Origin of the sequence: Fontibacillus forbon (genome assembly GCF_046559655.1) — a bacterium.
Classification (GTDB): domain Bacteria; phylum Bacillota; class Bacilli; order Paenibacillales; family Paenibacillaceae; genus Fontibacillus.
Genome location: NZ_JBKGFV010000004.1, coordinates 57,884 through 71,343 on the forward strand (window position 1 = coordinate 57,884; position 13,460 = coordinate 71,343).

Genomic DNA, 13,460 nt, shown 5'->3' on the forward strand with positions numbered 1-13,460 from the left:
TACATTTCCTTTGGAACTCTAATTGAAATAACCCCCCCTGATCTGAAATTCAAGGAGAGACGCCAAAAAAAGCCCTTGTTAAAGGCGGCCGAACCGCCCTTAGCAAAGGCTTGACTGTACTCTCGTTTCTTGCTCACTCTTTAATCAAAGAAAGGAATTCAGCCCGTGAAGCGGCATCCTTACGGAACGTTCCTCTTACCGCCGAGGTCACGGTTTTGCTCCCGGGCTTCTTAACGCCTCGCGCGCACATGCATAAATGCTCCCCTTCGACGACGACCATGACACCCTGAGGTTTAAGCACCTCGTCCATAATGTCTGCGATTTGCGACGTGATGCGCTCTTGTACTTGCAAACGCCGGGTCACGGCTTCCACCAGACGTGCCAGTTTACTGAGACCGGCGATTCTGCCGCTTGGAATATATCCAATATGCACCTTGCCGAAGAAAGGCGCCATATGGTGCTCGCATTGGCTGTAATACACGATATCTTTTACAATAACGAGCTCTTCATGGTTCTCTTCAAACGTAACTCCGAGAACATCCCGGGGATCGACTTCATATCCGCCAAAAATCTCCTCGTACATCCGGGTTACTCTCGCCGGCGTTTCCAGCAGTCCCTCACGTTCCACATCTTCCCCGACGAGCTTGAGAATTTCGCGAACGTGATGCTCGATCTGCTCTCTGTTGTCCCCTACCCGGGTGTTGACATAATCTTTTACTCCAGCCATTAGCGCCTCCTCCTTTCAAGTAATTATGCCGCAATCTGAAGCAGCTTATTTCTTTTTGCGTTTTCCCCCGGCTTGAGGCACTTGATTCTGATTTTTCATCATCTGCTGGGCACGTTGCATTTGCTTGCCATTCAAATTGTACCCCATTTGTTTCGCCATCTTTTGCAACATTTGCGGATCATTCTGCATCTTCGTCAGTTGTCTGCGCAAATAAAAGACCCCGATTGCAAAGCCGCCGACCAAACCGACGATTAACGTAATAATAGGAATTACGATATCCATGCTTAAGCCACCCCTGTATAAAATCTCCTTGCGTCAAGCCATACAGCTAGCGCACTCAACATATCATAGCATTCAAGCAGATGCGATTCAAGCCAGAACCGCTTCGATAAACACCGTCGTTTCGCTGGCCAAATCGACCTCTTTGACTTCCAGCAGTTCCCCCGTCCCTTGAACGACCCGTACGGCAGGACGCCCGGGCAGACCGCGGTGCTGGCGTACGACGACGCCCGTTTCCTTGGTCGACAATCGAACCGCGGTACCGGTCGGATACACGGAAACGATGCGCGTGAATTCCACCAGCACGTCGCGGTCGAGCACCTGCTCGGAGCAGGCCATCAATTGTTCGCAAGCCTCATGCGGCAGCATGGGGCGTCCGGTCCCGTTCTCCCCGGCGATGAAATTATCGTACATGTTGGCAACAGCGACGATCTTCGCAAATAAATGGATCGCCTCGCCGTTTAATCCGCGCGGCACGCCTGTCCCGTTCAAACGCTCGTGATGCTGGAACGCCGCGTGGGCAATGAGCAAATTGAATTCCCGTTTATGCTTTAAGATTTCAAACCCCCGCCAGGTGTGGTGGTTTTTGGCGTCCTGGGGATCGGCGTCTTCCGGCAGCGGAATGCTCTTGCCTATATCATGAAGAAGCGCTCCGATCGCCAGATCTTTAAGTTGACCGTAATTCAGCCCCAGATTAAGCCCGATCATCGAAGCTACAAGGCAAACATTTACGGCATGCAGATAGGCCGCATTTTCCGCCGTACGAATCTCGCTCAGTTGAACCAGCACTTCCTTATGATTCAATACGTCCGTAAGCAAACTGTCGACGGAAACGCTGATTTTCCGGGGACTCCATTCCTTCCCCGACCGGACCGCTTCCAGCGTCTCGCTCATATCCCGGAATACGGCCTGTTTCGTCGCTTCACTAAGTACGTCTTCTATTTCGATATCTTCATAATCGGGGTCTTTAATGTAAAGCATCGAAACGCCGATCCGTTTCAGCGTACTGATCATGTAGACCGTAAGCTGAACTCCCGACGACAAGAGCACCGTTCCGTTAGATGAATATACCGTCTTACCCAATAGTTGACCCGGTTCGATATCCTCAATGCTGATAAATCTCATGTCTTCTCCCCCTAGGTAACGACTTGTTCCAGTTTGATGCGGGCGGATTCGATGCGCTCGAGCACTTCGGGATCAGCTTCACTTCCAGCCGCTTTCGCGAGCGCCGCCAACGCCTCCTCCCCGCCGATGCGGCTTAAAGCCCAGGCTGCGGTTCCCCGCAACACCGGTCGCGGATCGTTTACCATGATATCTATTAATTTCGGTACGGAAGAGAGATCTTTGAAGTTCCCGAGCGCAATAACCGCGTTGCGCTGAATCGGTTTTTTCCCTCTCCAGGCCGCCGCGCTATCGCCGAATCTCTCTTTAAACTCCCGGTTGCTCAGATCGAGAATGGGCAGAAGCAGCGGTTTCACCGTTTCCGGATCGGGCTGCAGCTCCGGGCGGTGAGCCCATGACTTCCCTTTATTTTTGGGACAGACGACCTGACAAGTATCGCATCCGTAAAGCCGGTTCCCGATCTTCACCATGAATTCTTCTTCGAGAAAACCTTTCGTCTGGGTCAGAAAAGAAATGCAGCGCTGTGCATTGAGCTCCCCCGGACCGACCAGCGCCCCCGTGGGACAGGCATCCAGGCATTTTGTACATTCGCCGCAATCCTCGGTTACCGGGGTGTCCGGCTGAAACGGAATATTCGTAATCAGTTCACCCAGGTAAATCCAGGAGCCCCATTTGGGAGAAATGACGGCACAATTTTTGCCATGAAACCCGATTCCCGCGCGTTGAGCCACCGCTCTGTCCGATAAAGCCCCCGTGTCAACCATATCTTCGATCCGCGCGTCAGGCACCCGTTCCAGAATAAATTCCTTCAGTTTGGCCATCGCTTGCCGGAGTACTTGGTGATAATCCTGTCCCCAAGCCGACCTGGCGAGAATGCCGCGACGTTGTCCCGGTTCCGACTTCGGCGGATTATCCATTTTAGAAGGATAGGCAACAGCGATGGATATCAGCGATGCCGGCTGCTCTAAAGACAATTCCGGATAGATCCGCTTGTCCAGATCAGGCTCTTCAAAGCCCGACTCATACCCTTTTTCGCGCCGATCCAGCAAAATGGACTTTAGCGACAAAAACGGGTCTGCGGAAGCAAACCCGATATCATCAATACCGAACGATGGCGCGACTGCCTTGATTTCCCGTTTCAAATCGTCCCATGCGGACTGCCCCGGCTTCCAAGCTTCGCTCGTTAAATTGTTGGCCTTCGCCATCGATCTCTCCTCCTTTTGTGCAAATCGTGGTGTAACTGTCCGTTATTTCAATGACAGGCGTTTAATCGCTTCCCGCGCGAGCAGGTCGCAGTGATTGTTAAGCTCGTTATCGCTATGGCCCTTGACCTTTATATATTCCACCTGGTGAATTCCCATAAGCCGCCATAATTCTTGCCACAATTCTTTATTCTCCACCGGTTGTCCCTTACTGTTCTTCCAGCCGTTCTTTAACCATCCGTGGATCCAGCCCTTCTGAAAGCAGTTGACCACATAGGCGGAATCGCTATAGACCTGCGCTTTGCAAGGCTCCTTTAGCTGACTCAGCGCCGAGATCACAGCCTGGATCTCCATCCGGTTATTCGTTGTCATCGGCTCTCCGCCGGACATTTCCCTGCGATGACCATGGTATAAAAGCACGGCGCCCCATCCCCCCGGTCCTGGATTTCCCGAACAGGCACCGTCGGTATAAATCATAATTTCTTTCAAGTTAGCGACCTCCAAAATTCGACTACAATCATTTACAGACCTCGTATCTTCGCAATCGGCCAGAACACGAACTCCGCCCGGCCCACAATACTCCCTTTTTTCACGCTGCCGAAATAGCGACTGTCCTTACTCCGTCCCGCATGGCGGTTGTCTCCCATCACAAAATACTCATTTTTCCCCAGCGTTACCGGGGCCAAATCGCTATCTTCGATCGCAGTGTCCGTATAAGGCTCGCTCTGCGGCTGTCCGTCGACCAGCAGTTGATGATCCCGGATTTCCACCGTTTGTCCCGGTACGGCAACGACCCGTTTGACAAGAAACGGCTTTTTGTCGGAACCCGTACTTGGATCTCTTAGCACAACTACCTCGCCCGCACGCGGCTCTGTAAACCGGTAGACGATCTTATCCACGAACAGCCGCTCCTGTTCTTCCAGCGTCGGTTCCATCGATTGCCCTTTCACCATGGACAGATTGAACACGAAGACATTCAAAAGCAGCATCACCGCAAAAGCGATCGCTACGGTTTTGAGCAGATCCCAGAATTCGGTCACCCAGCCTTTCTTGGGCAGTAACGGTTCTGCTGCTACAAGGGTGTGGTTCACCTGCTCGTTATTTATCAAGTCCTCTTCATGCCGGGAAGGTAAAACTGGTTCCATGAAGCACCTCATCTTAGCGTTTTAAAAAGCGAAATATAACTTATCATTAAATTTAAAACAGTCTAATAATAGAAAAGCATATCCTGCACCCATTTGCAACGGGCGGAAGATATGCTTAAGATCTGCAAATATAAGCAAAGTACCTAAAGTGTTCCTTCTTTATCTGGATCCGGACAGCGAACTTACAGCGGCGATGCCAAGTTTCTGGAATGCCTCCAAAAATTTGCTGGCTCCGTAGCCCATAGCCTCGTACAACGGAGCAATCGCTTTGTTGTGCGGGTCTCCGGCAATCATAATTTGACGAATATTGCGCTGCTCAAACCGCTGTTCCATAGCAGTTACGAGATTTTTGCCTACTCCTTGACGGCGGTAATCCGGATGAACTGCGGTACGGTAAATGAAGCCCGTATTCTGATCGATCGTTCCGATCAAAATGCCCACGATCTCCTCGTCCACTTCAGCTATCATAATTAATTCCGAATCCCAAGACAGCTGTCTGGCAAACGCCCGCTTAGTGTCTTCGTAGCAATCCTCCATTAAGGCTTCCTGCAAAAGCTCCATCACTTGATTAACATCGCTCAACTGGAAGGAACGAATACGCATGCTATGATCTCCCTTTTCTCTACACATGATAGATTCATGTAAAATGTACGACCGATTTTTACATCGGCCGAATAATTGAATCCAGACAAAAACGAGAAAAAAACTGCTTCCTTGTCCATTAAAACATATATATCTCCAGAATACATCAATTTTCTTCTGAAAGCGCTTAATATTAAGCGTTTACATTATTTATTTTAAAAAAATTTTCTAATATTGGAAATGTAAATGCATAAAAACAGCGTCTCTTCCAATAATAGGATTGTTAATCTTGGCTTTACATTCCTCTGATTTTTTTCGACAACATTTTTGGAATCCGCGGATGATTTCCGCGCGGGTGATTTCTCGGTAACTTTTTGAACAACCCCTAAAAGGTTAATAATACTAAAGTAATAAACACAAAATTAACGGAGGTATTCTGAACATGGCTCATGAACTGCCGGCTTTACCTTATCCCGCAAACGCACTGGAACCTCACATTGATGAACAGACGATGAATATTCATCACGACAGACACCATAATACTTATGTTACCAACCTGAACGCAGCCCTTGAGAGCGCAACGGATCTGCAGCAGAAAAGCGTGGAAGACCTGATCTCGGACCTGGACAGCGTACCGGAAAACATCCGTACGGCGGTTCGGAACAACGGAGGCGGACATGCCAACCACACTTTGTTCTGGCAGATCATCGGACCGAACGGCGGCGGCACTCCTACCGGGGCTATCGGCGAAGCCATAGAACGCGAACTGGGCGGATTCGAGAAGTTTAAAGAGGATTTCGCCAAAGCCGCGACGACTCGTTTCGGCAGCGGTTGGGCCTGGCTGATAGTCGGCAAAGACGGCAAACTCGCCGTCACCAGCACGCCGAATCAGGATAATCCTTTATCCGAAGGATTGACTCCGGTTCTTGGACTCGACGTTTGGGAGCATGCCTATTACCTGAAATATCAAAACAAACGTCCCGATTACATCGCCGCATTCTGGAACATCATTAATTGGGATGAAGTGAACAAACGCTATGAGGCTGCGAAAAAATAAACTCTGGAGGGGATTTCTATGTCTACGGACAATCAACCTGAATTGACGAACGACCCGCAGGAATTGCTCAAGCACAAACATGAAGCCGACAAGCAAAAACAGCAGTTCACGAACTTTGCACGCAGCGTCAGCGGTAACACCCCGGTCGATAATGGTCAAGTTTCCCCGGACAAGCACCACGAACCCGACCAGCAAAACAACATGAAGGATACGGAAAACCGGATGATCTAAGTCCTCTCGAGGGCAGGAGCATCCCGCCTAATGTCTGCCCGGCCCAACTTCTTACGTTGAGCCGGGCATGCTATTTTTTTGGGGATTCCTCCGTAAAATAACTGGATTTCCTACAGCTAATTTTCGTTATACGGATCAGCGGAACAAATTAGATGGAAAACCTGCAGTTAATATTAGCCTTTTCCTTCTAAAAGAGCACAAAGCAGCATTTTAGCTGGAGGTTTTACAGTTAAATTCTCGGAACCAGGAAATTTCCGAAAATTAACTGGAGGTTTTACAGTTAATTCAGATAGAATGAGTGATTCACGTATGCAAAAAGGGTTGGACGAGAGACTTGCCTCTCATCCAACCCTTTTCATAGTTAGATTCACTTCCATAATGGAGCGTATTGTTTCAAAATCCGCAGAAATACATTGGGAAACGCAAGCTCCTCCATATCCTGCGGCGTAATCCAGCGATATTCCGCGGAATCCTCAGCGGTTGGGGCGGCTAGGGACGAGCCGCTGGCGGCCATTGCCCCGGGCACGGCGGGGCCGGGCTCGTAGGCAGCCGTTGCTTCGGCGGCGGTTAGGCCGGGCTCGTAGGCAGCCGTTGCTTCGGCGGCAACGGAGCCCGCAGGGCGGTTGCCGGGCTGAGCACGGCCGGGTTCGACGAGACCGGCCTCGTAGGCGGCCGCCGCAATGCCGGCCAAGGAGCCGGCCGCTTCCCGGAAGCGGAAGACGCGGAGGTTCCAGTGGATGTGGCTGAACGTATGCTCCGCGTCCATAAACGCATCCACCGGCTCCGCGGCTACCCCCGCGGCGGCAAGGCCCGCGGCGAGCCGATCCATCGCCGGCCCGTCCGGCAGGCCGGCGCCTTCGCCGGTGACCGCGGCTGCGGGGATGTGGGGCAGCTCCCACATCCGTGCGAGCAGCCCCGCATCCGGCCGCCGGCGGACGAGCACGCGCCCGGCGTGCTCCCCGTCGCCCTCCACGAGGGCGACGAGCCGGTATTCCGGCCGCGGCGGCTTCGCCTTGCTCTTCACCGGCAGGCTATCCTCCACGCCCTCGATTCGGGCCGCGCAATGGGCCATGACCGGGCAGACCAGGCACTGCGGCGACTTGGGCGTGCACACCAGCGCGCCCAGTTCCATCAGTGCCTGATTGAAATCCGCGGCTCTTCCCCGCGGAATCAGCCCGGCGGCCAATTCTTCCATCAGGGTGCGCGTACCGGTTTTCATGATATCGTCCCGAATCAGAAAATAACGCGACAGCACCCGCATCACATTGCCGTCAACGGCCGGTTCCGGCTGATTGAAGGCGATGCTGAGGATCGCGCCGGTCGTATACGGACCGACTCCCTTAAGCGCAGCCACCTCCGCCTTATTCGCCGGAACTACCCCGCCGTGACGCTCCACTACCTGCCGTGCGGCCGCCTGCAAATTGCGGGCCCGGGAATAATACCCGAGCCCTTCCCAGCATTTGAGCACCTCTTCTTCCGGCGCTTCCGCCAAATCGTTCAGCGTCGGGAAACGCTCGATAAACCGATGAAAATACGGAATCACCGTATCAACGCGCGTCTGCTGCAGCATAATTTCCGATACCCATATATAGTAAGGGTCACGCTGTCTGCGCCAGGGCAAATCCCTTTTGGAACATTCGTACCATTCAAGCAATTCTGTACTGAAATATTTTTTGCTGTCTATACTTTCCCGCATCGGTTTCTCCTTTAAATAGCTGTTCAAGAATTGAAGTTCAACGCAAACGTTCCACCACGGCAAAAGCCGAAGCCAACTGGCGCTCATGGGTGATGCTTAAATGTACGACGTATTCCCCAGGCAATAGTCCCAGACGTTCCCATGCTCCGGAAGACAGCACGATAAAAGGCTTGCCTTTGTCGTCCGGCAATATTTCCATGTCAGCAAATCCAAGCACTTGGCCTATGCCGCAGCCGAACGCCTTGCTTACCGCTTCCTTCGCGGCAAACCGTCCGGACAGAAATTCCGCGGGCCGCGCCGCGCATCCGGGAAGCTGCAACTCTGCAGGCGTCAATACCCGTTGCTTCAGCTTTTCGCCGGCCGCTCCTTCCAGTATGCGGTGCATACGCCCGATTTCCACTACATCATGACCGATTCCATATATCAAAAGGCTGTCCTTCTTCCTCTTTATCTTCTTTGGCTCAATCGCAATTTCCCTATTCGTAATTACCCTACATCCCATTCACATTGTAACAGGGAAGCATTACTGAAGCGAGTCCGGTAAAATTTCCTATGTTATAATTAGCGCATAATGACGGTCTTAAGAAAGGATGGATCACTTATGGCGATCGATTTCCAAATCCCGCTTAAAGAAGGGGCCGTGCTGAGATGTTCGCACTTTCCGGCACAAACTCCCGGCACTTCCAAGAGCCTGATTGTCATCGCGCACGGATATAAAGGATTCAAAGACTGGGGCATGTTTCCGCACGCCGCCGATTATTTAAGCCGCAATCATGAAGTCGTCACGTTTAACTTCTCCCATAACGGAATCGGCGATGAAACGGACCAATTCACCGAACTGGAGAAATTCGCCGTAAACACCTATGACCGGGAACTGTCCGATTTAAACAGCCTCATCGCTCACTTGCAAAACGACCCTCAGTTCCGCGGGCTCCCGCTGTTTTTGCTCGGTCACAGCCGGGGCGCCGGCGTCTGCCTCGTCCACGCCCTCGATCATCCCGGACAGGTCTGCGGAGTCATCTCCTGGAACGGCATTACGAACCTTGATCTGTTTAGCGACAAGCAGAAGGAAGAAATGCGCCATGCCGGACGAAGCTACGTACTGAACGGGCGGACCGGGCAGCAAATGCCTCTCGACCGGGTCATCCTTGACGATCTGGATTTACAGCGAAATCGATACGATATTTTGGGCCGGATGGCCAGTTCTCATTTTCCCGTCGTTCTGATTCAAGGCTCCGAAGACAGTGCCCATTTGCGTAAAGGATCGGCGGAACTGATCAAGCGGCGTCCGGATATTTCCTGGATCCAAATCCAGGGAGGCAATCATACGTTCGGCACCGTCCATCCATTTCAAGGGTTTACGGAACCTTTCTCGGAGGCGCTCCAGGCCACTCAGTCCTTCATTACGGCCACCGTTGGCGCAACATCATCTCCCCACCATGACGGAAAGCAAGAATGATCAAGTTTATCGCTCCCCCGTCCGCTATACTTATTCCATAGACCGGTCTGGAGGAAGTTCATGAACAATTTTGAAGTCATTCAGCAAAGCATCGAATATATCGAATCAAGGCTTGACGAGGAGTTGACGTTAAAGGAAGTGTCCCAGGCGATGCATTATTCGGAGTACCACTTCCATCGTACCTTTCTGTATATGGTAGGCGATACCGTGACCTCGTACATCCGGAAACGGCGTCTGTCCAAAGCGGCCGAGTTGCTTTCCTTCAGCAACAAAAAGCTGCTCGACATCGCGCTGGAATGCGGCTTCGGTTCCCATGAGGCTTTTACGAGGGCATTCCGGAAGATGTACGGTATTTTGCCGTCGGCCTGCCGCAGACTGGGACGCCCTCCATACATCGTCGCCAAAGCCGAGCTGCAACCTTTATTCGATGAAAAAATCTATTTGGAACGGGGAGAAGTTAACATGGAATATCGGATTGAGACTATCCCAACTATGAGAATTATCGGCTATGCGATTCAAACGACCTCAGTAGACGGACAGAATAGCACGGAGATCCCGGCCTTCTGGCAAACTTACATGAAGGATCGGTTAGGCGAAAAAGTGCCCGGCAAAAAGCGTCCTGACGTAGAGCTCGGCATTTGCACCGCCATGGACGAAGACGGAACATTCCGCTACATTATCGGTTTTGAGACGGATAACGATACCGAGGTGCCTGAAGGAATGGTAGACTACGTGATCCCGGAAGCCACCTACGCGATCTTCACGACTCCGCCCGCAAGCCAGGAAGAATTCACGTCATCCATTCAAGAAACATGGAACCAAATTTTCAGCGAATGGTTCCCTTCCTCGGGATACGAACAGGCTTGCGCCCCCGACTTCGAATGGTACGATCAGCGGTGCTGGCCGAAGGAAGACAAACAAATCGATATTTACATCCCGGTTCAACCCGCGGAAGCGAAATAAAAAAGAAGGGCTTTCCCCGAGGGAAAGTCCTTCTTTTATGAGATCCGTTATTCGTAGCGAAGCGATTCGATCGGATGCAGCTTGGATGCCCTATTGGCCGGATACAGGCCGAAGAATATGCCGACCGCGGCCGAGAACCCGAACGCAAGCAAGATGGCCCAAATCGAAATGACGAATGGCCAGCCCGAGATGAGGGCGAACACATATGCCGCAAGCAGCCCCAGCAGCGCGCCTAGCGTCCCCCCGATAAACGAGAGGATGACCGCTTCGATCATGAACTGCAGCATAATCGTTCCCGGGGTCGCCCCGATCGCTTTGCGTATTCCGATCTCCCTCGTTCGTTCCGTCACCGACACGAGCATGATGTTCATGACGCCGATGCCCCCGACCAGGAGGGAAATTCCCGCAATGGATCCAATAATCGTCTGTAGAATGGAAAAGGTGCTGGAGACCATTTTCTCGGCATCTTTTCCGGTTTCGGTAATATACGAGTCCGGCTCCACATTCTTCCGGTCTGCCAGCCAATTCTTCAGCGTCTTGATCGTCTCATCCATTTGATCGGGAGAGGAGGCCATAATTTCCAGCATCCCGAGCCGCCCGTTGTTCCCGGTATCGCCGAATGAAAGAGCCGTGATCGGCACATACCCGGTATACCGTTCGCCTTCCATTCCGCTCAAAATATTTTCCTGCGTTTTGTATACGCCGACAATGCGGAAGGTATCGTTCCCCAGAACGACTCTTCTGCCGACGGCTGCTTTGGCCGACCCAAAAGCTTTTACGGCATATTTGGCGTCGACCACTACGACCTTCTGCCTGCCTCTTTCTTCCTCCGATTTAAAAAACCTGCCTGCCTCCATATCGACTTTTTGCATTTTGGGCATCTCCGAGGTAGTGCCCGTTACGGTGAAGCGTAGCTTCTCTTGCTTTAGCTTGGTCGTCACCCCATAGCCCATGGAAGCTGAAACATAACGAACACCGGGCACCTTGCGAACTTCAGCCATATCCCGCTGCCGGAAGTCGGCCTTTTCCACATTGGTTTCGTCGTTATAATTCGGATAAATCACAAAATAACCGTCTCCGTAATTGGAGACCATCGAAATGATGGACGACTGTCCGGCCTGCCCGATCGATACTACAGTCACGACCGCGGCAACCCCGAACACGATACCGATCATCGTCAAAAAGGAGCGGAGCTTGTTCATCCGCAAATTGTCCAGGGCAACCCATATGCTCTCCCAAATGCTCATTGGCGGACACTTCCTTTGCGCGTGTCCTTGAGCAGTTTGCCGTCTCCGAACAGAAGTACGCGATCCGCATGCTCGGCAATATCGGGTTCATGCGTAACGAGTACAATCGTCGTTCCTTCCCGGTGAATCTCTTTAAACAAGGCCATGATATCATGGGAGGACTTCGTATCCAGATTCCCGGTTGGTTCGTCCGCAAGCAAAATAGGAGCATCCATCGTCAATGCCCGGGCGATCGCCACCCGCTGCTTTTGCCCGCCGGACAGTTCATTGGGACGATGCTTCACGCGATCCTTCAGTCCGACCTTATCCAGCAGGTCAAGCGCCCGCTCCTGGCGCTTCTCCCTGGAAATCCCCGCGTACATCATCGGCAGGGTCACGTTTTGCAGCACCGTTTGCCGTCCCAACAGATTAAAGCTCTGAAACACAAACCCGATTTTCCGGTTACGTACCCGGGCCAATTCGTCTTCGTTCAGCGCATGAACTTCTTCCCCATCCAGCAAGTAACTGCCGGAGGTCGGTACGTCAAGGCACCCGATGATATTCATCAGCGTAGACTTGCCCGAGCCGGAACTGCCCATGATGGCTACGAATTCGCCCCGTTCAATCTGCAGATCGATCTGGCTGAGCGCCTCCACTTCAAGCGGTCCGTTTTTGTATACTTTGGTGATCCCGCCAAGCGTAATCATTGAACGCTCACCTTATCGCCATCCCGCAGCGAGTCCGCGCCTTCCACCACAATCCGGTCCCCTTTCGCGGCCCCGCTAACGATCTCGATTTGCTCATCGCCTTCTTTCCCGGTTGTAACCGGCACTTTAACGGCTTTCCCGTCTTCCGTTTTGAAGACGAAAGCCTGCTCACCCTCATATTGCACGGCACTGATCGGCACCAGCAGCCTAGGCTTGTCCGGAATTACCATAGCGATCGTTACATTGTAACCGGAGCGAAGCTCGGCGGACGTTGTCTTCAGACCTACCGTCATCTCCACCGAGGCATCTTTGGAAGCGGGATCGACAATTTCCGCAGTCGGAGCCAAATAAGTGACTTCGCCGTCATAGGTCCCTGCGAACGATTCCCCGGTGATGACGGCTTTCATGCCCATAGTGGCCTTGCCGGCATCCAGCTCATTCAAATAAGCGCGAACTTTGTAGGAAGACAGGTCGGAAATCGAAACGACCGAGCTGCCCTCCGCGATCAGTTGGCCTTTATTGACAGTTAAGCCGGTAACGACACCTGAAGCCGTTGCATGAACTTCGCTGTTCTTCAGCTTTTTCTCCAAGGAGGCGATCGTCAGTTTGCTGCTTTCAATGCGCAGATCATAGGACGTCAAATCCAGATCTTCCACGTCTTGTCCGGGATCCTCGTTCATCAACTTTTTGAAGTTTTCAAAATGCTGTTTCTTCGCCTGAAGGCGCTCGGATTCCGCCAGTTGCAGATTCAACCGTTCCTTCTCAAGCTGGTCCTTCATCTCTTCCATTTTCAGGGTTAACAATACCTGACCTTTGGTTACCGTATCCCCGAGCTTGACTTTTAAATCCCCAACAACCCCGTTAGCCGGAGAATACATCTCCGTCGTGTTCTCGGGCTCCAGCTTGCCATTGGTGAAGATTTCCTCGACGATGGAACCCTCGGAGACCTCCACTGTATTAACCGACGCAGCCCGATTCGTATTTACGATATTGACGAGCACGAGGCCGATCACAACCACGCCAAGAATGACGCCCCATATCCATTTTTTCTTTAACACATCCAT

The 13,460-nt window shown here is 52.1% G+C and carries 15 protein-coding genes and 1 pseudogene; 4 read left to right on the forward strand and 12 right to left on the reverse strand.

Features of this window, described 5'->3' with window-relative positions; all coding sequences use genetic code 11:
• Positions 1–133: 133 nt before the first annotated feature.
• From folE to ACLB09_RS15915, 7 genes and pseudogenes are all read right to left on the reverse strand, one after another.
• Positions 134–727, reverse strand: a complete 594-nt coding sequence (gene folE / locus ACLB09_RS15885) for a GTP cyclohydrolase I FolE (RefSeq protein WP_410770836.1) — start codon at positions 725–727, stop codon at positions 134–136.
• 45 nt (positions 728–772) lie between these two features.
• On the reverse strand, positions 773–1,009 hold the full coding sequence (locus tag ACLB09_RS15890) for a YneF family protein (protein WP_410770837.1): 237 nt from the start codon (positions 1,007–1,009) through the stop codon (positions 773–775).
• Positions 1,010–1,096: 87 nt separating this feature from the next.
• Positions 1,097–2,131: an HD-GYP domain-containing protein gene (locus tag ACLB09_RS15895; RefSeq protein WP_410770838.1), complete on the reverse strand. Its 1,035-nt coding sequence runs from the start codon at positions 2,129–2,131 to the stop codon at positions 1,097–1,099.
• A 26-nt stretch (positions 2,132–2,157) separates the two neighbouring features.
• Positions 2,158–3,333: pseudogene (queG, locus tag ACLB09_RS15900) on the reverse strand (tRNA epoxyqueuosine(34) reductase QueG); the annotation flags it as partial.
• 42 nt (positions 3,334–3,375) lie between these two features.
• The gene (gene rnhA, locus ACLB09_RS15905) at positions 3,376–3,819 is read right to left on the reverse strand and encodes a ribonuclease HI (protein ID WP_410770839.1); all 444 of its coding nucleotides are present in this window, start codon (positions 3,817–3,819) and stop codon (positions 3,376–3,378) included.
• A 32-nt stretch (positions 3,820–3,851) separates the two neighbouring features.
• Positions 3,852–4,475 carry a signal peptidase I gene (lepB, locus tag ACLB09_RS15910; RefSeq protein WP_410770840.1) on the reverse strand — a complete coding sequence of 208 codons (624 nt, stop codon included), beginning with the start codon at positions 4,473–4,475 and terminating at the stop codon, positions 3,852–3,854.
• A gap of 159 nt (positions 4,476–4,634) precedes the next feature.
• Entirely contained in the window at positions 4,635–5,078 is a 444-nt protein-coding gene (locus tag ACLB09_RS15915; RefSeq protein ID WP_410770841.1) for a GNAT family N-acetyltransferase, read from the reverse strand.
• Between the two features lie 421 nt (positions 5,079–5,499).
• Here ACLB09_RS15915 and ACLB09_RS15920 point away from each other — a divergent pair, with 421 nt between their 5' ends.
• Positions 5,500–6,114, forward strand: a complete 615-nt coding sequence (locus ACLB09_RS15920) for a superoxide dismutase (RefSeq protein ID WP_410770842.1) — start codon at positions 5,500–5,502, stop codon at positions 6,112–6,114.
• A gap of 18 nt (positions 6,115–6,132) precedes the next feature.
• On the forward strand, positions 6,133–6,345 hold the full coding sequence (locus tag ACLB09_RS15925) for a hypothetical protein (protein ID WP_410770843.1): 213 nt from the start codon (positions 6,133–6,135) through the stop codon (positions 6,343–6,345).
• A 367-nt stretch (positions 6,346–6,712) separates the two neighbouring features.
• Here ACLB09_RS15925 and mutY read toward each other — a convergent pair whose 3' ends face one another.
• Positions 6,713–8,041: an A/G-specific adenine glycosylase gene (gene mutY, locus ACLB09_RS15930; RefSeq protein WP_410770844.1), complete on the reverse strand. Its 1,329-nt coding sequence runs from the start codon at positions 8,039–8,041 to the stop codon at positions 6,713–6,715.
• Positions 8,042–8,078: 37 nt separating this feature from the next.
• Positions 8,079–8,468, reverse strand: a complete 390-nt coding sequence (acpS, locus tag ACLB09_RS15935) for a holo-ACP synthase (protein ID WP_410770845.1) — start codon at positions 8,466–8,468, stop codon at positions 8,079–8,081.
• Between the two features lie 174 nt (positions 8,469–8,642).
• Here acpS and ACLB09_RS15940 point away from each other — a divergent pair, with 174 nt between their 5' ends.
• Positions 8,643–9,500, forward strand: coding sequence for an alpha/beta hydrolase (locus ACLB09_RS15940; RefSeq protein ID WP_410770846.1), 858 nt, complete (start codon positions 8,643–8,645; stop codon positions 9,498–9,500).
• Positions 9,501–9,560: 60 nt separating this feature from the next.
• On the forward strand, positions 9,561–10,463 hold the full coding sequence (locus tag ACLB09_RS15945; protein ID WP_410770847.1) for an AraC family transcriptional regulator: 903 nt from the start codon (positions 9,561–9,563) through the stop codon (positions 10,461–10,463).
• Positions 10,464–10,510: 47 nt separating this feature from the next.
• Here ACLB09_RS15945 and ACLB09_RS15950 read toward each other — a convergent pair whose 3' ends face one another.
• The 3 genes from ACLB09_RS15950 to ACLB09_RS15960 are packed head-to-tail and all read right to left on the reverse strand — an operon-like array spanning position 10,511 to position 13,460.
• On the reverse strand, positions 10,511–11,710 hold the full coding sequence (locus ACLB09_RS15950) for an ABC transporter permease (protein ID WP_410770848.1): 1,200 nt from the start codon (positions 11,708–11,710) through the stop codon (positions 10,511–10,513).
• Positions 11,707–12,396, reverse strand: coding sequence for an ABC transporter ATP-binding protein (locus ACLB09_RS15955; RefSeq protein WP_410770849.1), 690 nt, complete (start codon positions 12,394–12,396; stop codon positions 11,707–11,709). Before ACLB09_RS15955 ends, ACLB09_RS15950 begins: the two co-directional genes overlap by 4 nt.
• Positions 12,393–13,460, reverse strand: a complete 1,068-nt coding sequence (locus ACLB09_RS15960; protein WP_410770850.1) for an efflux RND transporter periplasmic adaptor subunit — start codon at positions 13,458–13,460, stop codon at positions 12,393–12,395. The genes ACLB09_RS15955 and ACLB09_RS15960 overlap by 4 nt, the downstream gene beginning before the upstream one ends.